The sequence below is a fragment of the Paenibacillus sp. 1781tsa1 genome (genome assembly GCF_024159265.1).
GTDB lineage: Bacteria > Bacillota > Bacilli > Paenibacillales > Paenibacillaceae > Paenibacillus.
In genome coordinates this window covers 5,833,939-5,858,314 of record NZ_JAMYWY010000001.1, presented here as the reverse complement: position 1 = coordinate 5,858,314, position 24,376 = coordinate 5,833,939, and the positions used below count along the sequence as shown (strand labels likewise).

Below are 24,376 nucleotides of genomic sequence, written 5' to 3'. Positions count from 1 at the left end.
AGAGTATGAAAAATGTGAGGTAATTCTTATGAGTTATTCAGTACATGCGACGGGAAGCACCCCCGCTCTACTAATCTATTTAATTGATATAAGCGGCTCCATGACGCTTGAGCTTGAAGGACAACGGAGGATGGATATCGTCAATGAGGGACTTCAGACGATTATTCGCCAGATCGTCTACCGGTCAACGAAAGGATCAAAAGTGTCCCCGCGTTACCGGATTGCCATTCTTGCCTATAGTGATGAAGTGTATGACCTGCTGGATGGTGTAAAATCCATTGACCGAATTGCCAATCGTGGCAGTCTACCACCGCTATACCCAAAACGATTCACAGACACGGCGAAGGCATTCAAACAAGCGGAGAAGATTATTCAGTCTGAGCTTCGTAACATGGAGCACTGTCCTGCCCCTCTGATCTGTCATATGACTGATGGCATTTACACAGGGGAAGATCCTGAACCGATTGTTGAACGGATCAAAACCATGTCTGTCCCTGATGGACAAGTGCTGGTCGAAAATATTTTTATTACAGAGGATGCTTCCACTAGCCGGATTCGAGATACACGAGCTTGGAAAGGTATGATGCCGGATTCCTTCGTGGTGGACCCTTATTCGGAGAAATTAAAACGAATGTCTTCGGTTGTACCTGAAAGCTATCGCGAAATGATGATGGAATCCGGATATTCCATTCAGAAGGGTGCACTTATGATGTTGCCTGGTACAAGTAAAGACCTAATTTCACTAGGGCTGCAGATGTCTGCTTCTACCCCGATGTAACCGTAAGGAGGAGAACACATGGATCGAACATTATTGACCTTAATTATTGATGCTACTGGTAAAAAGACAGATATAGAGCTACCTAATACGATACCTCTGCATGAATTACTTGAACCCATGCTCAAAGGATTAAATGAAGGTATGGCCCTTACGTTTCAAGCATCCAACTATCGCTACTATCTTAGCAGTGATGGAAGCGAGTGGAATAGCATGGACCTTCAGCAGTCTCTGGAGGATGTAAAAGCAATGGATGGAAGCTATCTGCGCATTGAGCAGGTTAACTCCTTCTCAACAATATAATTTCGAATCATTTTTTTGTGCAAAGGGGAGCAAGAATCGTGTTTCCACCTGATATAAATACAGAACTACGAATCAGAAACCAAGTCTACAGACTGGTCCAGCACCCTCAATTCGAAGGCATGCCTTATGGTCAGGAGGGCAGGGAAGGCACAGTATACAAGCTTATTAACAGCTCGGGAGAAAACAGTGCCTTGAAGGTGTTCCGTCCAGCCTTCCGGCAACCCTCTGTCATGAAGTTAACAGAGCTCATGGCAGACCACACGGTCCACTCGGGACTGAGTGTATGGTCACGAACGATATTGAATCCGATAGAAGATATGGAGTTGCTCGGACAGTATCCTGAATTACTTTACGGTGCACATATGCCATGGATCGATGGTGTGACATGGAGTGAATTAATGCTTGGCCGAGAAGTATTATCTCGGAAACAATCAATGAAACTGGCAATGGTTTTGGTATCTACCATGGCTGTATTGGAGCAAGCTGGCATAGCCCATGCCGACTTGTCCGCTTCTAATCTGCTGATCGTCAACCCTAATCAAGAGGCGGAGGACATGTCTGTTGAATTAGTTGATGTGGAAGGAATGTACGCCAAGCAATTGGAGGAACCCGATAATCTGCCAGAGGGTGCAACGGGATATACCGCAACTTTCCTTAGAGAGTATGGGGACTGGAGTCCTCTTGCGGATCGATTTGCTGGTGGAATCCTGCTTGCCGAGATGCTGGCTTGGTCGAGTACAGACATATGTAAGCAAGCGTGGGGAGATAGTTATTTTGATCCACAAGAAATCCAGCAACATAGTGAGCGCTATGTACTTCTTCAAGCGACGCTCGAGCAGCAGTATGGCCCTGAAGTAGCAGCGTTGCTAGACCGATTGTGGAATGCAGAGCAACTACAGCAATGCCCAACCTTTGGCGAGTGGCAGATTGCACTGGCTTCAGCGAAGCAATTCGTGGAGCAAGAGGCGGTTTCAACATCTGAAATGGAAATAGAGTTGGAGCAACCAGCAGAGGAATCTAATCACTTGCCGAGTGAGTATGCTGTTAACGCTTTGAGTCACGCCCAAGAGAATCAATTGGCACGAGCCCGTCAATTGGAACGTCAGGGGAATCTGACATCGGCCTTCTGGGAATATGGCAAGCTGATTGAGCAATTTAACGATCGTTCGCCATTTCATGTTGAAATCTCCATTGCCATGGAGCAGGTGCAAGAAGGCATAGATCAGACTGTCTTTAACCCTGAACCTAAGCAGACCCTCGTAAAAAAAGGCTGGAATCAACTGATCCAACAGAATAAACAGTCCACCTATGACCGTATGTGGATCTATGTAATAGGCGCTTCAGTTGGTGCGCTGGTTTTTGCACTGATTATTTATGTTATTGGTCTATTTGAATAGTGATTGAAGGAGTGCTTTATCTTGGAAAATGAATTAACGGAAGACTGGTCATTCCAACTCTCTCCTGAAGAGTTTTTCTTTTTGACTCAGTTGGTAGGAGTCCGTCATATAGCTAACTTTGATGATCCTTATCGCGGGTATCTGGCTAAGGAATTGGAAGCGGAATATAAGGTGATCGAAAAGACATTTGTGGAGAAAGGGTATCTGGTTCCGAAGCAAGAGGGAACTGGCTATGATATGAATGAAATGCTCGCCTATTGCATTGCTGCTTGCGGCAGTGCCGATGTGATGCATGTGAGTAAGAAGATTGAAGGCACTGGAAAATACGCAGGTCACTACTATTTCACTCCTCGAATCGTTGTTGAACAAACAGCAGATGAATCAGGAGGCATCATCCTTGTTCCTGTGGCAGATGCCCAGTTAACGTTAGAAGCTATGAAAGGGTTCTTTCCACTGACACTTCAATATAAGAGTGCGGCCCAAAAGGCGGTCATCAAAGACTGTACGTGGGATCAATGGAATCAGCTTACCGAAGTAGACCGGCTTAATAGACTGGTTCAAGCAGGGCATACGGAAGAACAGGCAGAGCTTGCGTTAGACATCTTCAGTAATGGGGAGCGCTCAGGCTCCATGATGTTTATGAAAAGGCATGGACTGATGTGGCATCAGGAGGATTACCACTATGCGCAATGGGGAGACAAGCTGTATCTGGCGGTTGAATTGACGGAGGGGACGCTTCAGTTCCAGCCATATAAGCCGGCGATATTGAAAAAAGCGTTATTACGATTTGCGGATCAAATCGAAAAACTGGATGGGAAAGGGGTCAAATAAATGGCAGACCGTATCAAAATTGAACCTGAACGTATTAAGGAGATTGCTACCCGATTTCTGGCCAGCAGTCAGGAAAGTATTGCTTTGTCCAGAGAACTGAAGTCATTGATCGATGGAATTACGGGGGAATGGGAGGGGAAATCTCAAGAGCGTTTCTACTCCTCTTACAAAGATGCACATGCTCAACTGGAGAGTGTATCTACTGTGCTAAAGGATGTAGGGGACGAGCTTAAAGCTATTTCGGAGAGATTTAGTAAGGCAGATTCATTAAAGTAAAGTAAGGAGATGTACATATGCCAATTCGGCCTGACGTCGGTAAACTGCAGAGCATTGCCTCCAAATTACGCAGCAACAGCAATAAGCTGGAGAATGAACGCTCCAGTATCAATAGTAATGTCCAGTCCATGATCTGGAAGGGTAGAGTATATCAACACTTTATGGATGATTTCAGGGATACAACTCAGCGGATGAGAACGACTGCGAATGATATGGAACAATTCGCACGCCGCTTGGAAGCCTTAGCCAATCAGTTCATGCAAGAGGACCTTGAAGAAGAGCGCAGAGAGAGAGAACGCCAGGAACGTGAGCGTCAGGAGCGCGAAAGACAACGAGCAGCAGCCGCTGTAGCCGCTGCTGCTGCGAAGAAGAAATAAGGGGGAAGCGATGTGAAATTGGAAGTCAGCCTATCTGACCTGAAGCGGACCTCGAAAAGTCTGAATGGTGCCGCGGATGAGATGGGGGATCTGCGTGCGGACCTGAATCGGTCGATGAACAGCCTCAGCTACAAAACCCTCAGCCAAGGCGGGGTACAAAGCACGTTCACCCACCTGATGCGGGAACTGGACGGCTTGCAGAGCAAGCTGGAGCTGCTGTCGGAGTTAACCCGGCGCAAACGAGAAGAATATGAACAAGCGGACAGAGACGGCAAAAAATTCAACTGGGGCAAGCTGGCTAGTTTCCTCACCTTTGCACTGGGGACGGTGCTGGATTTTACGCCCGTAGTCGGCAATGTGAAAGGTATTATTGAGGCTATAACTGGCCGGGATCTGGTCACGGGAGAGAAATTGGCTTGGTATGAGCGGGGACTCTCCGTTCTGGGGCCGCTGGGGAAGGGTCTAAACAAAACTACTTCCCTTCTCAAATTTGCGGATGAAGCCACAGATGCAGCGAAAACCGTAGGTCGTAACGCGGGTGAAGCGATCGATGCCGTACCAACCGGTCCGAACAAGGCGGGGGTACCCGGGAACTCGACCCGTGAAGCCGGGGAGGACATTGCAGGGGCGGCGCCGAAGTCGACCAAGGCAGGCGAAGCCCCCGCAGGTTCCAAGGATACAGGCGACGCGCCAATGACCAGTAACAAACCAACGGGCAAAGCAGACGATGCGCCAAGCGATGCCGGGTCCACACGCCACGATACGGGACTCACTGATGGGGAGAAAGCAGGCATGGCTGGCGTTGCAAGTACAGCGGGTGCGGGCGCAGCCAAGATATTGGACAAAAAACCGAATACTGGAGGCGCCAAAGGCGTAGAAACGACCACGACGCCCAAGTCGAAGGATATCGAAACTTCGTCGCAATCTCCCTCTACGGGGCGAAACACCGAAACGCAGAACCCTCAGAAATCACATGCAGAAAGTAAAGTGGAGGACCCGATTCACGCAGCGACTGGTCATCAGTTTATGAATCACCGTCTGCTGACGTTGCACGGAGCAGCCGATTGGCCCTTTACCCTAATCTACCATTCGGGACTGTTGCAACGGGGAGAGCTAGGCCCAGCTTGGACACATCAATATGGTCTGCGGTTGGACATCACTCCGAAGGATTCTCAGACCGAAGCCGAAGCTAGTAATGCATTCCAACCCATCGTGGATGTCTGCTGGACGCCGGGACGGAAGAACCGATTTACGCACCAAGGGGACGGCCTTTATCGCAGTGATGACCTGGATGTGAACCATGACGAGCTAACCTACACCGAGCAGGGTTGGCTCTATACAGCCCGTAGTCCGCGCGAAACGTACCAATTCGATCTCAACGGCGTACTGCTTCGTTACACCAACAAGGACGGACTGTCACTTGATCTGGTCTATGATGAAGAAGGAAAACTCCAGCAGTTGCAGGACCGGGTCACGGGACGTGCGCTGACACTGGACTATACCGCGGAGGGAAACCTTGCCGCGGTCAGGGATGCCTTGCGTGAAGCGACATTTGGCTATGATAGCGCAGGATTCCTGGTGCGTCTAACCGAACCGGACGGTACGATCACAGAAATGACCCATGACGGCGAAGGGCGTCTGATGTCGTTGAGCGAAGCCGGCGTTATTCAGTTTACCAATACCTACGATGAGAAAAACCGAATCATTGCGCAAACCGACCCATCCGGTGCAGCAGGGCGGATGGCATATGATACCGAGAGCCATCCGGGTCAGACGTGGACTACCGTGACCAATCGGCTGGGTCAGACACGTACCCTCGTGCATGATGACGCCTTGCAGCTCCTCGAAGTGCATGCCGAAAATGGCGGTATTACTCGATACACCTACACGCCGCAGGGACAGATGGAAAGTGTCACCAACCCACTGGGCGAAACGACGACGTATGTCTACGATGAAGAGGGACATCTGATCCGTGAAATCGACCCACTGGGTCATGAAACGGAATATCACTATACCGCGCACCATCAAGTCGCGCGTGAAACGGATGCCGAAGGTGGCGTAACCCGCTACCAGTACGATGAACAAGAACGACTGACCGAAGTGACCCGTCCAGATGGTAGTACAGCGAAGTGGACCTACACCGAAACCGGACAAACGGCTACGTACCAGGACTTCACGGGAGCCATCTGGACCTATGCCTACAGCGAGACAGGCGAGCTGCAGCATACGCTGGATCCGGAAGGTCGACGTTTACAGATTGGCTGGGATGAAGCAGGCCGACTGGTCGAACTGAAGGATGCCGCAGGAAGTGTAAGTCGCCGGAGCTACGATGGTGCAGATCGCCTGACATCCGTCACCGACCCGCTAGGCCTCACGTGGCAGACCGTGTATGATGCCAGTGGGCAGCGCATTCGAGAGACCCGTCCGTCTGGAGCCTCTATGCAGTATACGTATACGCCGAACGGGGAAGTCGCCACTATCACCGATGCGCTCGACCACACCCGGCAATATACCTATGATGCCGAAAACCGCTTGATTGCCGAGACGAATGCACTGGGCGAATCGACTCAACTTTCTTATGACGCCACAGGTCGATTGCAGACTGTGACCGATGCGTTAGGACACGTCACACAGTATCACTATGATGGTGCAGGTCGTCTGGTCTCCGTCATCGATGGCGAAGGCCGGACGGTCCAGCAACTGACCTATGATGCGGCTGGTCGTCCCGTGGCATGGCAAGATGGACTCGGCCACATGACGCGGCTGCGGTTCAATGCCCTCCATCAACGCGTCGAAGATACCGATGCGGATGGGCATACCCGCCATTATCGCTACGATGCCGCGCACCGCCTGACCGAAGTCATTCAAGGCGAAGGCGCAGATGAAGTGACCTATCGCCAGACCTGGGATGGGGAAGATCGGAACACGAGCTACACCGATGCCAGTGGAAACGAGACCCGTCTAACGTATGACCGCAGTGGTCGCTTGCTGCAGGAAACAAATGCGGCAGGTGCACGGACGGCGTACACCTATGATGATCGCGGCTGGCTAAGTACCAAGCTGGATGCCAAGGGACAGGAAACTCGGTACGCATATGATGCTGCGGGTCGCCTGATCCGTGCCACGGATGAAGCAGGTGAAATCGTGCTGACCTATACGCCCGATGGACAGGTGACCCGTGTGCTGGAAGCCGAGCAGCATGAGGAACGAACCTACGATGCGGCAGGACGCTTGCTCACGCGAACCGATGGATTTGGACATTTGCTGCAATATGCGTATGATGCGGCAGGCCGGATGACGGCGCTGACCTATCCGGATGGCAAAGTGGTGCAGTATCGTTACCAAGCCACGGGTGAACTGGCTGAAGTGAAGGACTGGAACGGTCGCCTGACCCGGTACCGCTATGATGCAAGTGGAAAGCTCATCGAGACTCGGCGCCCGAACGGCAGCCAGGAGCAACGGGAATACGATGCCGCAGGCCAACTGACTCGTCTGACGGATACGAGCGGACAAGGCATTCGTTTACAGCAATTCAAGTACGAATACAGCCCATCGGGCCTGCTGCTGAAGGAAGAGAATAAACAGTACACGTATGATACGTTGAAACGCCTACGCAGTGGCGCCGAGCCAGGACGTGTTGTACACTACACGTATGATCCATCCGGGAACCTGACAACCGAACAAGTAGGGACATCTGAAACGGAATTCACGAGTGTTTCGCCAACGCAGCATCTGCACTATACCTGGGATAACCGACTTCAACGTGTGGGGGACTACCCGGTGGAGATCGATGCCAACGGGAATCTGCTGTATGCGACCGATGGCAGCACCGCTTCCGCTTACGAATACGATGCTAGAAACCGTCTGGTGAAGGCAGGAAAGCTGAAATATCGGTACAACCCGCAGGGAGACCGGATTGAACTCGCGCAGCGAGGGCAAATCACCCGCTATGTCATCGACGATGCACATGAACTGAGCCGGGTGCTGATGGAGATGGACGGCGAGGGCGATGTAAAAGCCCGTTACATTTATGGTCTGGGACTAATTGGACGCGAAGATGCCGACGGAACGTATCTGAGTTACCATTATGACCTGCGTGGCAGTACGACCTTGCTAACGAATGAGCAGAATCGGGTGACGGACCGCTATACGTATGGATTGTATGGTGAACTGGAGCAGCATGAAGGATTAACCCAGCAGCCGTTTGCGTATAATGGTCGAGATGGGGTCATGACGGATGCCAACAGCCTGTATTACATGAGAGCACGGTACTATGATCCGAAGCTGAAGCGGTTCTTGAATCGAGATGTGATTCGTGGAGAGATTCAGGATGGACAGACCTTTAACCGGTATGCGTATGTGAACGGGAACCCGGTGAGTTATATTGACCCGTTGGGGTTGTATAAGAAGGAATCAAAGTCTGAGGGGATGGGTAATGGTCTGAAGTTAAAGACCGGATATGATACCCATTTAGTAGAAGTTGAGGATGTTGTTCGAAAGGGTAATAAAGGAATTGTCGGAGGGCACAATTTGGACAATTTCAATAAGGCATTTACTGATAGAGGATGGAGTCTTGATGAGAATATAATATCTAAGACACCACATCCCACTATTAACGGTGTTTATGAGGTTAAATATCAGTTGCCTGCAGTTGATACACGGGGAGATATTATACCGGGACAGTACAAAAATATCCCTAATCCAAAAACCGTGTACGACCCAAGCGTAATTTCTAATGAGCAAATGGTACAATGGGGCCAAGAAGCTATGGCAAACGGAACTGTTAATGGAAGAATAATAACTGGTACTTCATCAAACGGGCTTAAGTTCCAAGGCTATATCGATAATGGGGAAATAACAAACTTCTTCCCAACATTAAAATAAGTGATTTAAGGAGAGCAAATATGTCAATTGAATCGAACAAGGAGATAGAACTTATTGGGCTGTACTATTCCAACTTAGGCGATGGATATTTTTTAGATGCTCTAAAAAATTATTCGAATGGTGAAGGATTTGGGTTAGGAGAAATTTGGTGCGTTTTTGCTGAAGAACTTCAACCTTGGGAAGAGGGTTATTTCGGTGAACACGGAGTTGCCTATTATTTTGATTATCCGGCTGTAGAGAAAGATGAAATCTTGGTAGTAGATAATAATGTGTTTTATCGATATCTACTAGAAGCTAGCAATAAATTTTTAGAACGTAATCCTAGTTGTAAAGCGGAAGTCAACGAATTACTGATAGCAATAAAAAATAAATTAAGCTAATTTCATCTATGTTGGGCGGCGGTTATCTTTAATGATAGCCGTCTATTTTTTTTGAAGAGGGCTACCCAGTGCCGAATGAACCCATCATTCAACCAATAACACATATAACCCATTTAATACCCGTATAAAGATTTCGTCATTTTAATTGTACGCACATTCATGCTTGAATTTGTAACCTAAATAACGCTACACCGTTACATCAAACAGGTCGATTATGGTCAGACATCTCCATGATAGACCTGTTTTTTGTTACCTTCGTTTTCTTGCGGTTTTTTCAAAAGAAATCGCAACAATGTAAATTACCGCAACGATAGATACGGTGAAAGGACTTGGTCGCAACTTTATTGCAGAATACCACGACCACTAATATTGTCAGGACTTAACAGAACAACAATCAACGGGAAGGTCATGTGTTAAAGGCTAGCCACCTGCCCTCTAATTAAGCCCGAAATTCATAAAAAAATTCGGGAGGGGGTGGCACATGAAAGGGGTCACTGTATCCATAGACCGTATTGTCATTGACTTTACAGATGTGTATTGGGATTTTTTCAATGAGTTCCATAAACGAATCTGTCACTTCTACGGGGTCAAAATGACGGTGGGGGAGAGAGGGTTTCAATACCGTCTCAAAATCAATACGGGAGAACACTTCCTGCATATTTCCTATAAGTTGGTCTACGCTCCGAAAACTCGTAAGAATACGTTAAGAATTGAAGTATACCCGAAGTCGCTTGTTTACTTCCGGTACTGGCTTGAACAAATCCGAGACTTTGCCAACGAAATCTTGTTTGTGCGTTGTGATGTTGCTTTCGACATTCCTGTTCCCATCAATGACCTGTTCTCGATGTCTACGAAAGGTCGCAAGCTACGATTATTCAAAGGCACTCGCTATTACAACGGCAAACATCAACGTCAGGAGGATGGCTATTGTCGGGTGTATGACAAGAAGCGTCAGTTGATGGAGACTGGGCGGCAGGGAATCAAAGGGGAGCAAACGAGGATGGAAATTGTATATGCACCTAAGGGCAAGTTACCGCTTGCTGCACTGGTACAGTTTCCGCCGCAGTTTAACAGTAAATATCTATGTGCTGTGCTGACGGACTTGTCCAAGTTTACCCCAAAGGTGGGGAGACTTGTTCAGGAGATTCAGCAAGGGGAACTTCTGCCGCAGGATACGACCCCTTATTACCGCAAGAAGATTCAAGAACAAATGAAAACGCAGGATGTTTTTGACTTGAATGAAGTAGCGGCGGAACAATGGCAGGAAGCTATAACGCTCCCCTGTGCCATTCTATCCGGTAAGGTTAGTCATCTTCCAATACAAGAAGTTCGTTCAGGCTGATATTAAGTGTACGGCATATCTGTTCTAACGTATCGAAGTATGCCGCATTAACTTTATCGGAGCAAAGATGACTGACGGTACTAGAACGGATATTCATTCTACGAGCAAGTTCCCGTTGGCTGATTCCCCGTTCTTCAAGAATTTCTCTAAGTCGTAACCGAACTGGCATGTTTACCTCCGATACGCATTACCGTTTCAGGTGAGCGGTGTTTCCTTCATCATATCACTAAAAAAACATTGATTGCAACGGAATACCGTTCTATAATAGATATGTGACACGGAGTACCGTTTCAATAATTGTGATTTCTGTAACGGTGGGGGTAATTAGTATGAATGTTATCGGTTATGTCAGAGTATCAACGAGTGGACAAGCCAAGGATGGATACAGTTTAGCGTACCAACAAGATGAAATCCGCTCCTATTGTCAGGAGCAAGGATGGAATCTGATTACCATATACAGCGATGAAGGTATCAGTGGTGCGAAGGTTAATGAAGAAGCCTTTGAGGTAGACAGAATTGGCTTTCAGAGCATGTTAGCCGCCCTGTCTACTCAATCAATTGATGCGGTTGTCGTCCTCAATACAAGCCGTTTATGGCGTTCTGACATTGTGAAAGTGTTGGTACATCGAGAGTTCAAGAAGCATGGGGTGGACGTTCGGAGCATTGAACAGCCGACCTACAGCATTTACAAGAAAGACCCTAACGACTTCTTGATTAACGGCTTGATGGAATTGCTTGACCAGTACCAACGGCTTGAAATCGCACTCAAATTAGGCAGGGGGCGGTACAAGAAAGCCGAGCAGGGCGGCTATGCAGGAGGTAGAGCCACCTTTGGGTACAGGGCAAAGAAAGGTCAGAAGTGCATCCAAGTGGACGAGAAGCAAGCCATAACCGTCCGCAGAGTGTTTCAGCTAAAGGAACAGAATCCGACATGGTCATTGACCCGAGTAGCCGAAACCATGAATGAAGAAGGCTTTAAGACTCAACAAGGCAATATGTTTACGAAAGTGCAAGTCAAACGAATCTTGGACAGACGTGATTTTTATAGTGGTACTTACCGCTATGGAGATATATCAGCGGAAGGCTTACATCAAGCCATCCTTTGACGGACATTGAATGGAGATGCTTGCGTCCCACTGCGAACCGAAAGGTTAACGCTCGAACTGAGGTTGCACCCATTCTTTACCTACCGTCAAGCTAACTTACAAATCTGTAAACAGGGGTGAATCCTTTTGTCGCACTATAAGCAAACGCATATCTATGTCGGAATGGATTTACATAAGGCTCAACATACTGCCGTTATCGTCAACTGTTGGAATGAGCGGCTAGGCGAAATCCAAATCGAGAATAAACCATCTGCCTTTGATGACCTGATGAAGTTCGTCAAGAAGCATACGCCAAAAGGCTTGACCCCTGTCTATGGTTTGGAGGATACGGGCGGCAACGGCAGAGCAGTAGCCGTTCACCTTGTTGAGAACAAGCAAATCGTCAAGGAAGTCAACTCCGCATTATCCTACAATGAACGCATGAGCAATGCAACAACGCAAAAGAGCGACAGTTGGGATGCGTTCTGCATCGCCAAAGTCTTGCTTGCGAGACTAGATGAACTGCCGGACGCAAATCCGCAGGACATTTACTGGACAATCGGGCAAGTGGTAGCAAGACGCAGTTCCATCGTCAAACATGCCGCCATGCTTAAAAATCAGCTTCATCAGCAACTAAGTTATCATTATCCTTCATATAAGAAGTTCTTCTGTGACATTGACGGGAAGGCGGCTCTAGCCTTTTGGGAAAAGTACCCTGCACCTCACCATCTATCATCGGTGGGGGCGGAGGAATTAGCTGAATACCTTCGCAAAGTAAGCCATAATACTTGTTCCACCCGTAAGGCAGAGGAAATCTTGGAAGTCGTCAGGCAAGATGGGGCAACTGAACGCAAACTTCAAGAACATCGGGATTTCCTAGTCGTTAGTATGGTTCATGATATGCGGAGGAGTCGGGAACTCATCAAGCAAGTTGAAGAAGAACTTCGGAAGGTGCTAGCCAAGACGGACTATAAGCTAGAGTCGATGGATGGAATCAACATCGTAACAGTGGCGGAACTGGTCGCAGAAATCGGAGATGTTCGCCGCTTCTCGAACGCTGACAAGCTAGCCCGATTCGCCGGAATCGCTCCTGTCCGATTAAGTTCGGGTGGGAAGGGCAAAGACCAAGCAAGTGGACAGGGTAACCGAGTTCTGAACAGCATCTTCCATAACCTAGCCGTTCAGCAAATCCAAGTCGCCAAAGGAAAGAACAAGACACAGCGTAATCCGCTCATGTACGAGTTCTACCAACGTAAGCTAGTAGAAGGCAAGACCAAGAAGCAAGCCCTTATATGCGTTATGAGAAGGCTTGTGAACATCATCTACAGCATGATGAAGAACAAAACCGAATACAGGATGGCGAGTCCTCTAACGGAACTCAAAGCCGGATGATATAATGGGTGGTAATTGGAAATCAGTTGCCACTTTTTCTATACAAGATTTTAAGATTACAACTCAGGGGACGGGTAATATTCAAACTGGAGGTCGTAATAACCTCTCAGTAGATGAATATTTCCGTCAAGAGGCTGAAGCGTCGAAAATGTATGATAGTATAAGAGTTTCAACTTCAGATGTTCAGGCGATTTCAAAGAACACAGGAATTGCAGAAAGTCGGATTAAACGCATCAAAGACCATGTATTTAATAATGAACATATCAAGTCGAGTGGAAATGGAAGGTTTGACCCTGATTATGAAATTGCCCAAGCATGGACTAGATTACAGCAAGGAACTTACAACAAGAAAGACATTGATTTATTAAATCATGAATTGTTCGAGTCAAGGTTTGAGGGTATATTTAAGACAAACTATGAAACTGCGCACGACGCCGCTGTCAGATCAGGTCGTCCGTGGGAAATAGATTAGAGGTGAATATAAATGGGAGCTTTTGTTTTACTCTTGAAAGACTACGAGGATGAATCAGTTGTGATTTATAGATTCGGCCCAAAAGAAGAGTTAATGGGAAAGATTGAATTAAACAAAGAAACTAGAATGTTCTCCGAATTAGAACCGATTAACAACCCTAATCATTCAAATCAATTTTACTTCGATAGGGCGGCTCAAAGAATGGCAAGATGTCTAGTTAAGGAAGGCGGTTTATTTCCTGAGAAAATGACATTTGAATCCTAAGAAGTTAAACCTTGATTGGCCTTTTTGCCTCTCAAGGTTTTTTTCTACTGTAGGCTACCCATTGCCGAATGAACCCATCATCCAACCAATAACACTTCTAACCCATGTAATACCCCTATGAAGATTTCTCGATTTCGGTCGATGCCAACGGAAATCTGCTGTATGCGACTGATGGCAGCACCGCTTCCGCTTACGAATACGATGCTCGAAACCGTCTGGTGAAGGCAGGGAAACTGAAATATCGGTACAACCCTCAGGGTGACCGGATTGAACTCGCGCAGCGAGGGCAAGTGACCCGTTATGTCATTGACGATGCGAATGAACTGAGCCGGGTGCTGATGGAGATGGACGGGGAAGGGAATGTGAAAACCCGTTACATCTATGGTCTGGGGCTAATCGGACGTGAAGGCTCGTAAGATTTTAACCAGTGATGGTAGTAAAATGGAAGATTGGGCCTAAATGACATCAAAGCAACAGTATGAAACCCCGTATGGAAAGGGAGAAATTCATTTTTATCAAAATCAAAAAACACGAAATATTAGTTCATTTGATATTAAAGTGTAAGTATCTAAATCTAAGAAGCTCAGAGAAAATGAAAATGACTTATTCTGGATAATTGACTTAGATGTTGATTTTAATATTAAAGGAGTAAGATAAATTGAGAGTATGCCTTAAAGAGGATGTCAAGAAACAAGAGAATATATCAATGAATAAAAAGTACATCGTTTATTCTGTGGAGACCAGCAAAAATGGTGAGGAATTTTACAGGATAGAAAATGATGCAAGACAAGTTGTTCCGTATTCAAGCTCTTTATTTGAAATAGTATCTGATAAAGTAAATTCAGATTGGATATTGTGGAACAAACCCAATAATAGCTGGGCCTTATTTCCAAAGCAATTTGCGTATCTAAGTTTTTGGGAGGATTATTATAATGATGAATTAGAGGCTTTAAAAAAATTTAATATGGTGAAGGAACAACTATTACAAGAAGAATTAGAAGAGAAGGAAGTACGTGAGATTATTGAAATGGAGAATGAAGATAATATTAGATTCGTTCTTAATTTTCTATTTAAGTCAAAAGATAATAGGTTCATTGATCAAGTAATACAATATGTAAAATCAAATTTGGAAAAAAATTATGGAGCAGATAATAATACATTACTTGCATTTAAATACCTAAACCTGTTCAATCAGAATGAAGTAGAATACTTTTTTCTTTATTATTTGACTAACGTTGAGTTTGGAGACGACCAATTAACTGCAATAGTGAATGAATACTTTAGTAAAAAGTAAATGATTTGTAAATATTGGATCGTCTCAATGCTTCTTTAAATGCCAATATTATTACGTGGCCCCTAGTGTTAAATCAACCCGCTGTTTAACGAGTAACACATTAACTCATATAATATACGTATTAAGATCTCTGTCTATACTATTGTACACACATGAATGCTTTAATATTTTAAACCTAATAACATTGTTGTGCTGCAGTGAATAGGTCGATCATGGTCAATTACCATCCTGATTGACCTATTTTTGTTATGTTCGTTTGAATGGAGTTTTTCAACGCAACCATTAAACATCCCACAGCGGTAGGTAATATAACGACATTCAGGATGGTCAGACGTTTAACCGGTATGCGTATGTGAACGGGAATCCGGTAAGCTATATTGATCCTCTGGGGTTGAGTAAGTGGGAAGCGAAGTCTGAGGAAACGGGTGACTTTGCCAACAAGAATCTCGCTTCTAAGGAATTACTGGATTCTCATTACGAAAAACATGCTGTTAAAAATAATGAATTCCGCGGTGCTTATTAAAATGCAGATGAATACATGCAGGGTGCTAGGGATGTTATGAATAGTGGCACAAAGGTAGAATATCAATACAAAGGTGAAACCCGAACAGGTTATGTGAAGTTTATGGGTAACTCTAGTAAGGGAGAAGCTAAATTTGAGTTTGTAGGAACAAATGCAAATGGTAATGTTACAACGTATCATTTGAAACGTGGAGAGGACTTATGGAAATTACTAAATAATAATAAACACGATAAGACAATCAACCCTATGAAATAAGGAGGTAGCCTATTCATGCAATACACAGCAAAATTAATTGAATTAAGTCCGTTAATCGAAGAAGAAGCTCTTCTCGAAATAAACGGACAAAGAATCGTAGCTTTTATCAATAACTGTCCTTTTGAGATAAATAAGGGGGAGCAGTATCTCATTGAAATTGAACTGGCTATTCTGGATGACTTCGTGATTTCAATGACTGATTCTGACGAAAAAGGTATCGAACAGATAGAAGATAGCTTTTCGCATTTTATTAGGGGGATTTTGAATATTGATAGAGGTACTATAGATGCAGGTATATTATTTGAGATTGATAAAGAATTTCTTTTCGATTATGGTTATCTTCATAATCAATACGTACAACTTCGGGTGGATAGATTAAGTGTTGATTTTATTAGCTGATACGATAAAATTTTATTAGCTGTAAGGCCTTTTAAGGTTTGTTTTTTTGTGGGGCTTCTCGGAGCCGAATTAACCCATCATTCAACCAATAATATACTTAACCCATGAGTACCACTACAAGAATTTCTTGATTTCCTTTGTACGCACGTAAATGCTTGAAAAGTATAACCTAATTAACGCTATAACGTTATAAAAAACAGGTCGATTATGGTCCGATACTACCAGATTGACCTGTTTTTTGTTATCTTCGTTTTCAAATTTATTGGCAACTGTAGATTACCCTACAGGGATAGTGAGGGAGAGGAAACCGCTTTAGCTTGAGGTGGTGATAGCAAATATGCTGAAATGCTAGAAAGATTCTTAAATAAGTAAAGGGTGATAGATGTGTCCATAAAAGAAGCGATGAATCAGTATTTTTTATTAAGGAAGTCCCTCGCTGAAGGAGGATTAGATTTTTTATTTAAAACACCATTTGATGAAGACGTAGATTCTCTTATTTATTCTGGAAAAGTTGACGAGGATGATTATATCTCTTGGGGACCTGTCGAAAAAAAAGAAATTTATGATTTTAGCTCACTAGAAGAAAAATTAGGCATTAGAATGCATGTATCTGTCATTGAGTATTTCAATTCGTATTGGTTTGCAGATTTAGATGGTTTTATTACTGACCATTATATAAAACTAGAGTCTGTACAGCAAACAACAGATATAGAATCTTACTTCAACTTACTTGTGGGATACAAGCACAACCACGATAACAAACTCGAGCACATTCCTATAGGGATAGAGGGTAACGGGCTTATTGTTGTGGTTGATAATCAGAATGGGTTAGTCAAACTTGAGGATTTCGAACGAAAATCATTTGAAGTAATTTCAGAGGGCATTGAGCAATTAATTGTAACTCTACAATTACAAAAATAAATATTCAAATTATCATTGTTCGCTCTTAATGAAGTTATCTCGTTACATCTTGCAGGTTGATCATAGTTAAATCCCACTATGATTAATCTGTTTTTTTGTCATCTGATTTTCAAATAATACCACATTCCAACATCTGAATCAGTCAGGAACAGCTGGAGTATGACGAGGTAGCCAATTATTTAACCTGACGGATACGAGCTTACTGGGAATTCGTTTATAGAAGTTCAAGTAGAAGTACAGTCTATCGGAAACCTGACTACGAGTAGGCCAAGACGAAGGGGCAGATGAAGTGACCTATCGCTAGATATGGGATAGGGAGTACGGGAGTGCGAGCTAAATCGGTGCTAGTGGAGATGAGACCCATCTATTGTATGACCGAAGTAAGATTTGAAAACTTAAATGAAAATTATGTTTTAATTTTAGCGTTTATTAGAACCTACTTAGGGTTAGTAATGATTTATTTGATTCAATAGACCTATATTTTTTGAGTACATAGTGGTAAAATATTCATATAAATGGCATTTTTGATTGGATCTTAGGTTATAGATGTCCTAGGCATAGGATAACATTTTGAAACTACCGAAGGTCTTAAATAAAAACGGATATAAACGGAATCAAACAGCAGACTTAAAAAATGTACATAAGGTATGAAGAGATCAAGAGAGAAAAAATAAAAATTGGAGCGTGAAAGATTTGAAAAAAGTAACACAACTCATATTAAGCGGTGCATTGGTAATTGGAATATTCCCTTTCACCGGAAACACCAGTCAAGCAGCCGTTGTCTCATTCAAAGATGTCCCTACGACCCATTGGGCAAAAGCATCCATCGATGCAGCTGTAGAAAAAGGCTACTTCAAAGGATATAGTGATGGCACGTTTAAGCCCGGAGCAACAGTGACGCGCGCAGAATTTGCAGCATTGCTAGCCCGAGTGGCTAAAGGGGCGACGGAAACGGAGCAAGCTAATGTGTTTAAGGATTTGACGGGGCATTGGAGTGAGGTAGAAGTGAATCGCGCGGTATCCTTTGGTTTTCTGAAGTCTTCCGATTATCCGAATGGGTTTAAGCCAGGCACGGCATTGACACGAGAGGAAATGGCGAAGTGGCTCACCTCAGGACTTGCGGCTCAGGATGAAGATTACAAGCAAGCGCTGAAGGATACAGAGAATACACTAGTGCCTGTGGCAGAATATTACAGGGGTGGGTTGAAGAAAGCAGCCTATCCCTATGTTTCGGTAGTATTGGGAACTGGATTGATGGGAGGGTACCCAGACGGTACGTTTGGTCCGGGGAAAACAACCACACGGGCAGAGGCTGCAGTTATTTTATCACGTTACGAACAGGTGCAGGAAAGTAAGGCAACTTCATATAGAGATCTGAATGAAATGCGGGAGGTAGGTCTGACAGGAACGAATCTGACTTCTGCGACGCCATTTGTTTACAGTAAATATGAGAACGCAAACTATTTGAATAGTTTTGACTTGATAACGGAGAAACCTTTTTCACTTCGTAACAATCTTGGAGAAATGATAGTCCATCGAATGATCATAGCCGACGCCCCCACTGCTTCCACTGTGAAGAATATGTATGGAAAAATGTTTATCGATAAAGATTTTGACAGATTCATTGATGAAGATCGCTACATGGTTTTTATGGAAGTAACAGTTACTCCTAATGGAAATAATCTTAGCAATCTTGCCTTAGCTAACTCGACTGGATATCGCTTAACTAGTGGTGCAGCAAGTAATTTTACAAGTGGAGCTATAAAAAAATATGGAATAATAAACTTACCAAGGGTAGATTATGTGAAATCTGGCTTTTTCAAAAAAGGGGTTTCTAAGCGATATTGGATGGCCCAATCTATCAATCGATATCGTTCGGAGGATGTTACTTTAAACGGTTCATCTATAAGGGTCGGTAACTCCCTTACGTCATTTTATATACCAAATTGATTAGAGGATGTACATATGAAATTTAGAGGTCTGCGAAAATGTATAGTAATATTATCTGTATTTGTTGTTTGTAGTAACTATCAGATGATGTTGGTTTTTTCTGCTCCGGGTAATTCTACTAAAGTTATTGCTGTGAGTTCTAATCCAGAGGATAGGGAACCACTTACTGCTTCTGTTGCATCTCCAGTTGGTCCAACGGGTTATCAAAAAGTTGTAAGAAAAGTTGATGGGGTACGGACAGCTAATCCGGGTGTATATTGGGTCCAAAGGGATGATGGAAAGTGGGTTGCTAGATCATCTCGAGGAGATGAGATTGTTAACAGCGTTGGTCCTCCTGAAGCACCTTGGCCAACATTAGGAGTTGTCAGGGATAAAATAGATTTGTATGACTCACATTATATGGCTCGTGAATATAGTTATTTTGAGGGTACTCCAGTTGAAAATATAAATATGGTTACTGAAGCGCGTATATCAAAAGTTACTACAACGGATCTACAAGGTCGCACCTCTTATATTAGTGATTTAGAGCTTACGGGGCAGAATTTATGGATAAATTCATTCATTAGAATGAAAGTTATGAAATCCCCTGTTTTATTTTAATGGATTTAAGATTTCGAAATTAATGTTTTATAGGTGCATCTATTCAATTTGCTATTTTCTAATTATAAACATTTTTTCCAAAAATGTATTTAGATAAAATCAATTGATAAATTAGTTCATTATGCCTATTTTTTTAGGTGAAAAGTGGTGAAATATTCTTTCGATTAGCAAATTTGATTGGTGTTTAGAAACTGTAAGACCTTTACAAAGTAAATAAGGAATCATATACATACTAAAAGATGAGGAGTTTTTGAAAATGAAAAAAATGGCGTTAACTTTATTAGCAGGAGTTTTGTCTTTAAGTATAATGGGTTCAGGAACAGAATCAGCTGTAGCAGCCAGTGAAAAGTCAACAGTAGAAGTGTTACTCCATACGAAAAAGATGAAATTCCCGGATGCAAAGCCGTTCCAGGATCGTCAAGGTAGTGTGATGGTTCCAATTCGTTTCGTTTCAGAGGCATTAGGAGCAAAAGTGACCTATACCAAGAACGGAAAAGTGTCACAAGTTGGTATCCAAAGTAAGGACCATAAGGTGGATATGACGATCGGACAGACCGCAGCTCTAGTAGACGGAAAACAGAAAGACTATGGCACTCAAATCATCTTGAAACAGAATAGGACATTTGTTCCATTGCGTCTAGTTAGTGAAGGACTTGGTCAAAAAGTAGAATGGGACAAGATTGGTCGCTGGGTGTGGATCGGAAACAAAGACTTCCGGAGCACGGATGACAAGGAGTTTAAGTTGACGAAACTGAGTGATCTCAAGGCGTATACAAAGAGTGATATTTATTTTAAAAACTTAAAGGGCGAAACCTATTCAGGTGTTAAAATCATTAAGGAAGATGACCTCCCAATTCAATTAGGTGATAGTCAAGTGGTGTACAGCATTGACATGGTTAAGGTTCAAGGTGATGATATGATTCAAATTCGAAGCAGTCGTCGAGGAAACCCGATTAGTTTTTTAGTTGAAAATAGTTTTGTAAGAGGTCGTGGTGTAGTTGATACGCTTTTTAAAGACAATGGTGATAAAACAGGAATGAATTATTTTCCTGTAATCAGCAGACTGGATAAATTTCAGAACGGCAAATATATTCAGAATTATGAAGGATGGAAAGATTATAGGATCAACCAAGCTGATTACATTTTGCTTGAAGATGGAAGTTTGGATAATTACGCAGTAGCGATTTTCAATCCGTTCAAATAAGGATCAATGGATATGAAAAAAATGATTAACTCTTTACTCAGTTTGATACTTGTTCTTTCTTCTGTACTTGTCATATTTACATTTCATCCAGGACAAGCAGAAGCAGCCGTTTTTTCAATTAGCTCAAGTCGTTTATTGCAAGATCCTGACCCAGCTAAATCGAATATTTACTATTTTGTAGGTATGGTGTATTACGAGGTCTGGAGTAACACTTCAGGGCAATGGACCGGAGATGGTCATCATCCCAATTCTAAAGTTCCCACGGTGGATGGGGGCACTTACGAATTTAAATTTGGTTCCAATCGAAAGATCAAAGATATTAAAGTAAAACCTTTTGATTTCAATTGGACACTTGCCGATGACACATTTAAAAAATCTAGGTCGGGAGAATTGAAAGATAAAGACAAGAATTACTATTGGGACGCTACTTCTAATGTTACGTACTCATACAAAGAGTCACCTCCTGTTGGAATAGGTACAAATATAGGAAGAAAAGACGTCTTAGTTAAGGATGGTGTACTTACTCCTAGAAAACGGGCCGTTGATAGGAGGGCAGAAGAGGAAAAGAATGAAAAGGTATTCGGCCCGAACGTAGAAGGTTGGCAATACTTCTTCCCGACTCTGTTCACGATTGAGCTTGAACCTGAAGAAGGTAAGGCGATTGTCAAACACTGGACGACAACCGGACAGAGCTTGGATGGCGTTGACGGGTTTAGAGATAAGGAAGAGAAGCTAGAGAAAGATAAGGAATATAGTTATACCCATACAGCACCTGGAGACAAATACACTTACGAAGGTTATAAGAAAAGCACCGTTGCTGCCCCAAGTGGTGGGAGTCGTTCTCAGGGGGATCCAGGCAAGTTTACCTATAATGGAAAGTATCCCTACTATTATGTATACTTCTATTACAAGTTAAGGGGAGATGGCCCAGCGATACCTGATAATGCTTGTACTGAGCCCGTTCCAGGACGAACGTTGGAAGGAAAAATTATGGATCCAGTCGTTACAGCTATGATCAGGGCAGACCAAAGGGGCAGTGAACCTTTTGATGTTCTTAAGGGTATCCCTACCTCCGAAAGTATATATGGCAACGTATTTAGTCGGGATTATCTGTATGAGCATACCTTTGTACAAATGACGGGTACATGTACATATCAGTTTGATGTTGAGAAAATATGGACCCTGAAGTGGGATCCGAAGAAGACTGAGAAAGATGCGGAGGGTAATGAGAGGGAAGTTCCAGATCCACAGGAAGCGGAAGAAACGGTTACCAAGCAATATACTGTTGAACGTCCATACGCTTATTGGACGATTGATACGTTAAGTGTATACAGCATCGATGAGGCGACGCTAATCAATTATGCTTTTGGATCTGGACAAATCACGTTGCAACCCGAAGGTTATGTCCCACCGGATTTTCAGGCGGAAACGACGGGGTATTATTATCCGCCACCCAATCCAGTCAAAGTCACAGCTCCGCCTGGCACAAAAACGGGAGGAAAGGATCGACCCACCCCGCCCGATGAAGATCTACAGAGTGTGGCTGAGGAGGCAGTCCCTGATGTAGAGGTAGAGAACGATGCCTTTTACTTTAATGGAGGGACGGTTATGGATCCGCAGCGGTCCCCTGAATCCGGCCCACAGCCCGGCGAAATTCCAGATCCCGTGCAGATTGATGAGAATGTATTATATAGTCCCTATAACTATATTCCAATCAGTAAGGCGAACAAACAAGATACCATCAGCGAGGGTACCATTCGTTATACCTTAATGGATAACAGTGTGAATGGAGGCGATGACCAAGAGTTCGACATCTATGGTATCAACACCGTCACCGTCCATACACCAGTGGTGAACTATTCGCTTGTCTCGGATGATCAGCCACATAACCAGAAAACGGTGCCGAACATGAACCGGTCTGCGCTCATTTTGGAGCGACCATTCACGGTTCGCATCCCGACCAGCGGACAACATCTGGATGCGGGGTCCTACCCAGGGTATGGCGATCGGGATTACGCTAAATATTATCGGATCAAACAAGTCCGGTTTCCATTTGACGTGTACAGTGCTGACCGAACGCAATTTTATCCGCGAAATACGTGGATCGATATCCAAGTACCGGTACTGGATACGACCTTCTATCTGCCCGTGTGGGTAGATGAAGGAGACTACCAGGTGGAATTCAGGAATATTGCTGAAAATGCCCCGTCGCATTTCAGTACCGAGCCGGAGATCGACGCCCAGCCCGATGCCAACACAAACCTGTACTACCACGCCGCTTCGGACGAAGTATCTGTGGAGGTCATTGGGAGACTATATGACTTTGAGATTACCGATATCGCCGACTATAACTGGGAGCTGGTCTTCCGCCGTTTCAAAAATAGTCTTGCGCCGACCTGGATCACTTACTGGACCGGCACGCAGGGTATCGACGGAGACAAGCGGGGGAACAAACCCCAGTTTACCGTCCCGATTCGTCCGGGCAGTCACCCGCTGCAAGGGTATCAGAATGTGGCGGTGAAAACGGGATATCACTTCAAGTTTGACTTTAAAACAAAAGGCAACATGTTCGGCCCACGAGACGGCATTCGTCTCACGCCAACCTTTGATTTTGTAAGTAAGGATGGAAAAACCAGAGTGCCTGTGGATCTGTATTACTCCACCAACCAGCGTAACTTTATTCGTATCGGTTCGACAGAAGATCAAGTGAAGCGGTTCGTGATTTTGAATGATCGGCTACGTCAAGTTCCGTCCGAACAACTGCGAGATACAGCGACGTACAAATACAACCGATATGGTGAAATCCATCCGGGGATGATGAGTGAACGAGCATATCAAGAGTACTATCGAGACAAATTCACGAAAATGAAAACTCCGGTAGGCGGATACAGCCTACTGCTTATGCCAGAGCAATTGCGAACGTTTATCGGTCCGAAAACGAATATTCCAACGACCGCCAGTGCAGATGTCCTGCGTGCGAATGCAGCCATTCAACAATGGTATGGGGAATACAGTCTGCCCGCCGAGCCGTATGTGGTGCAAGCGGGAACAAACTTGGCTGAGTATGGACGTACGCATGGCGGATTGGATGCTAAATCGCCAATCTTCTTGAAGGATGGGTATATCGTGGTGAACTTCAACTTCGAGTCCATTCGAGAGGGAAATCTGGCGGCACCGCATCTGCAATATATTCATGCCCCGCTGATGAATCAATGGTTGCTAGAAGGATTCCAGCGTGAGGTAGAGGATAGCTATGGAAACAGCTTTACGTTGCGGGACGGAGACGTAGTCTTCTACCATGCCGATCGCTCTAGCCGCGATGATTTCAGTGCGCAGGTACCGCATTAGTTTCAGATGTAGAAATGAGAAATAGCAGGATATAGTCTAGGTCGTATTTTAAAGAGAACGTTGTAGACTCATTTGCGGTATGCCTTACGGTATACCGCATTTTT

Annotated in this window: 23 protein-coding genes; 22 read left to right on the top strand and 1 reads right to left on the bottom strand. The window is 44.4% G+C overall.

What is annotated here, in order from left to right; genetic code table 11:
- The first annotated feature begins 28 nt into the window (after positions 1 to 28).
- The 9 genes from NKT06_RS26335 (at position 29) to NKT06_RS26295 (ending at position 10,565) form a co-directional block, all read left to right on the top strand.
- Positions 29 to 778, top strand: coding sequence for a vWA domain-containing protein (locus tag NKT06_RS26335; protein WP_145153652.1), 750 nt, complete (start codon positions 29 to 31; stop codon positions 776 to 778).
- Between the two features lie 18 nt (positions 779 to 796).
- Positions 797 to 1,078, top strand: coding sequence for an EsaB/YukD family protein (locus NKT06_RS26330; RefSeq protein WP_076210973.1), 282 nt, complete (start codon positions 797 to 799; stop codon positions 1,076 to 1,078).
- Between the two features lie 38 nt (positions 1,079 to 1,116).
- A complete protein-coding gene (locus NKT06_RS26325; protein WP_253440789.1) occupies positions 1,117 to 2,475 on the top strand; it encodes a serine/threonine-protein kinase in 1,359 nt (452 codons plus the stop codon).
- Between the two features lie 21 nt (positions 2,476 to 2,496).
- Positions 2,497 to 3,306, top strand: a complete 810-nt coding sequence (locus NKT06_RS26320) for a hypothetical protein (protein ID WP_253440788.1) — start codon at positions 2,497 to 2,499, stop codon at positions 3,304 to 3,306.
- The gene (locus NKT06_RS26315; RefSeq protein ID WP_076210980.1) at positions 3,307 to 3,582 is read left to right on the top strand and encodes a WXG100 family type VII secretion target; all 276 of its coding nucleotides are present in this window, start codon (positions 3,307 to 3,309) and stop codon (positions 3,580 to 3,582) included. It begins immediately after the preceding gene.
- Between the two features lie 17 nt (positions 3,583 to 3,599).
- The gene (locus NKT06_RS26310) at positions 3,600 to 3,959 is read left to right on the top strand and encodes a WXG100 family type VII secretion target (protein WP_253440787.1); all 360 of its coding nucleotides are present in this window, start codon (positions 3,600 to 3,602) and stop codon (positions 3,957 to 3,959) included.
- Positions 3,960 to 3,971: 12 nt separating this feature from the next.
- Positions 3,972 to 8,843, top strand: a complete 4,872-nt coding sequence (locus tag NKT06_RS26305) for an RHS repeat-associated core domain-containing protein (protein ID WP_253440786.1) — start codon at positions 3,972 to 3,974, stop codon at positions 8,841 to 8,843.
- A 20-nt stretch (positions 8,844 to 8,863) separates the two neighbouring features.
- Positions 8,864 to 9,223 (top strand): ribonuclease toxin immunity protein CdiI, encoded by a 360-nt coding sequence (gene cdiI / locus NKT06_RS26300; RefSeq protein WP_253440785.1) that lies wholly within the window; start codon positions 8,864 to 8,866, stop codon positions 9,221 to 9,223.
- A 481-nt stretch (positions 9,224 to 9,704) separates the two neighbouring features.
- The gene (locus NKT06_RS26295; protein ID WP_253440784.1) at positions 9,705 to 10,565 is read left to right on the top strand and encodes a replication initiation factor family protein; all 861 of its coding nucleotides are present in this window, start codon (positions 9,705 to 9,707) and stop codon (positions 10,563 to 10,565) included.
- Here NKT06_RS26295 and NKT06_RS26290 read toward each other — a convergent pair.
- Positions 10,528 to 10,734 carry a helix-turn-helix domain-containing protein gene (locus tag NKT06_RS26290; RefSeq protein WP_253440783.1) on the bottom strand — a complete coding sequence of 69 codons (207 nt, stop codon included), beginning with the start codon at positions 10,732 to 10,734 and terminating at the stop codon, positions 10,528 to 10,530. The genes NKT06_RS26295 and NKT06_RS26290 overlap by 38 nt on opposite strands.
- A 160-nt stretch (positions 10,735 to 10,894) precedes the next feature.
- Here NKT06_RS26290 and NKT06_RS26285 point away from each other — a divergent pair, with 160 nt between their 5' ends.
- The 13 genes from NKT06_RS26285 to NKT06_RS26225 all read left to right on the top strand — a co-directional run bounded on the left by NKT06_RS26285 (position 10,895) and on the right by NKT06_RS26225 (position 24,272).
- Entirely contained in the window at positions 10,895 to 11,671 is a 777-nt protein-coding gene (locus tag NKT06_RS26285) for a recombinase family protein (RefSeq protein ID WP_253440781.1), read from the top strand.
- Positions 11,672 to 11,833: 162 nt separating this feature from the next.
- Positions 11,834 to 13,042, top strand: a complete 1,209-nt coding sequence (locus NKT06_RS26280) for an IS110 family RNA-guided transposase (protein WP_253442817.1) — start codon at positions 11,834 to 11,836, stop codon at positions 13,040 to 13,042.
- A 4-nt stretch (positions 13,043 to 13,046) separates the two neighbouring features.
- A complete protein-coding gene (locus tag NKT06_RS26275) occupies positions 13,047 to 13,514 on the top strand; it encodes a hypothetical protein (RefSeq protein WP_253440780.1) in 468 nt (155 codons plus the stop codon).
- Positions 13,515 to 13,526: 12 nt separating this feature from the next.
- Positions 13,527 to 13,778, top strand: coding sequence for a hypothetical protein (locus NKT06_RS26270; RefSeq protein ID WP_253440778.1), 252 nt, complete (start codon positions 13,527 to 13,529; stop codon positions 13,776 to 13,778).
- Positions 13,779 to 13,996: 218 nt separating this feature from the next.
- Positions 13,997 to 14,194: a hypothetical protein gene (locus tag NKT06_RS26265; protein WP_253440776.1), complete on the top strand. Its 198-nt coding sequence runs from the start codon at positions 13,997 to 13,999 to the stop codon at positions 14,192 to 14,194.
- 290 nt (positions 14,195 to 14,484) lie between these two features.
- The gene (locus NKT06_RS26260; protein ID WP_253440774.1) at positions 14,485 to 15,072 is read left to right on the top strand and encodes a hypothetical protein; all 588 of its coding nucleotides are present in this window, start codon (positions 14,485 to 14,487) and stop codon (positions 15,070 to 15,072) included.
- Between the two features lie 559 nt (positions 15,073 to 15,631).
- A complete protein-coding gene (locus tag NKT06_RS26255; RefSeq protein ID WP_253440772.1) occupies positions 15,632 to 15,850 on the top strand; it encodes a hypothetical protein in 219 nt (72 codons plus the stop codon).
- A gap of 15 nt (positions 15,851 to 15,865) precedes the next feature.
- Positions 15,866 to 16,249 (top strand): hypothetical protein, encoded by a 384-nt coding sequence (locus NKT06_RS26250; RefSeq protein ID WP_253440769.1) that lies wholly within the window; start codon positions 15,866 to 15,868, stop codon positions 16,247 to 16,249.
- Positions 16,250 to 16,651: 402 nt separating this feature from the next.
- Positions 16,652 to 17,170 carry a SecY-interacting protein Syd gene (locus tag NKT06_RS26245; RefSeq protein ID WP_253442814.1) on the top strand — a complete coding sequence of 173 codons (519 nt, stop codon included), beginning with the start codon at positions 16,652 to 16,654 and terminating at the stop codon, positions 17,168 to 17,170.
- A gap of 684 nt (positions 17,171 to 17,854) precedes the next feature.
- On the top strand, positions 17,855 to 19,120 hold the full coding sequence (locus NKT06_RS26240) for an S-layer homology domain-containing protein (RefSeq protein WP_253440767.1): 1,266 nt from the start codon (positions 17,855 to 17,857) through the stop codon (positions 19,118 to 19,120).
- A 15-nt stretch (positions 19,121 to 19,135) separates the two neighbouring features.
- A complete protein-coding gene (locus NKT06_RS26235) occupies positions 19,136 to 19,720 on the top strand; it encodes a hypothetical protein (RefSeq protein ID WP_253440765.1) in 585 nt (194 codons plus the stop codon).
- A 256-nt stretch (positions 19,721 to 19,976) separates the two neighbouring features.
- Positions 19,977 to 20,924 carry a copper amine oxidase N-terminal domain-containing protein gene (locus NKT06_RS26230; RefSeq protein WP_253440763.1) on the top strand — a complete coding sequence of 316 codons (948 nt, stop codon included), beginning with the start codon at positions 19,977 to 19,979 and terminating at the stop codon, positions 20,922 to 20,924.
- A 12-nt stretch (positions 20,925 to 20,936) separates the two neighbouring features.
- Positions 20,937 to 24,272 carry a DUF5704 domain-containing protein gene (locus NKT06_RS26225; RefSeq protein ID WP_253440761.1) on the top strand — a complete coding sequence of 1,112 codons (3,336 nt, stop codon included), beginning with the start codon at positions 20,937 to 20,939 and terminating at the stop codon, positions 24,270 to 24,272.
- Positions 24,273 to 24,376: the final 104 nt, after the last annotated feature.

Excerpts from the sequence above, each read along its gene's own strand:
- NKT06_RS26335 (WP_145153652.1), top strand. The coding sequence starts at position 29 with ATGAGTTATTCAGTACATGCGACGGGAAGCACCCCCGCTCTACTAATC.
- NKT06_RS26330 (WP_076210973.1), top strand. The coding sequence starts at position 797 with ATGGATCGAACATTATTGACCTTAATTATTGATGCTACTGGTAAAAAG.
- NKT06_RS26315 (WP_076210980.1), top strand. The coding sequence starts at position 3,307 with ATGGCAGACCGTATCAAAATTGAACCTGAACGTATTAAGGAGATTGCT.
- NKT06_RS26310 (WP_253440787.1), top strand. The coding sequence starts at position 3,600 with ATGCCAATTCGGCCTGACGTCGGTAAACTGCAGAGCATTGCCTCCAAA.
- cdiI (WP_253440785.1), top strand. The coding sequence starts at position 8,864 with ATGTCAATTGAATCGAACAAGGAGATAGAACTTATTGGGCTGTACTAT.
- NKT06_RS26295 (WP_253440784.1), top strand. The coding sequence starts at position 9,705 with ATGAAAGGGGTCACTGTATCCATAGACCGTATTGTCATTGACTTTACA.
- NKT06_RS26290 (WP_253440783.1), bottom strand. The coding sequence starts at position 10,734 with ATGCCAGTTCGGTTACGACTTAGAGAAATTCTTGAAGAACGGGGAATC.
- NKT06_RS26285 (WP_253440781.1), top strand. The coding sequence starts at position 10,895 with ATGAATGTTATCGGTTATGTCAGAGTATCAACGAGTGGACAAGCCAAG.
- NKT06_RS26280 (WP_253442817.1), top strand. The coding sequence starts at position 11,834 with ATGGATTTACATAAGGCTCAACATACTGCCGTTATCGTCAACTGTTGG.
- NKT06_RS26275 (WP_253440780.1), top strand. The coding sequence starts at position 13,047 with ATGGGTGGTAATTGGAAATCAGTTGCCACTTTTTCTATACAAGATTTT.
- NKT06_RS26270 (WP_253440778.1), top strand. The coding sequence starts at position 13,527 with ATGGGAGCTTTTGTTTTACTCTTGAAAGACTACGAGGATGAATCAGTT.
- NKT06_RS26260 (WP_253440774.1), top strand. The coding sequence starts at position 14,485 with ATGAATAAAAAGTACATCGTTTATTCTGTGGAGACCAGCAAAAATGGT.
- NKT06_RS26255 (WP_253440772.1), top strand. The coding sequence starts at position 15,632 with ATGAATAGTGGCACAAAGGTAGAATATCAATACAAAGGTGAAACCCGA.
- NKT06_RS26250 (WP_253440769.1), top strand. The coding sequence starts at position 15,866 with ATGCAATACACAGCAAAATTAATTGAATTAAGTCCGTTAATCGAAGAA.
- NKT06_RS26245 (WP_253442814.1), top strand. The coding sequence starts at position 16,652 with ATGAATCAGTATTTTTTATTAAGGAAGTCCCTCGCTGAAGGAGGATTA.
- NKT06_RS26235 (WP_253440765.1), top strand. The coding sequence starts at position 19,136 with ATGAAATTTAGAGGTCTGCGAAAATGTATAGTAATATTATCTGTATTT.
- NKT06_RS26230 (WP_253440763.1), top strand. The coding sequence starts at position 19,977 with ATGAAAAAAATGGCGTTAACTTTATTAGCAGGAGTTTTGTCTTTAAGT.
- NKT06_RS26225 (WP_253440761.1), top strand. The coding sequence starts at position 20,937 with ATGAAAAAAATGATTAACTCTTTACTCAGTTTGATACTTGTTCTTTCT.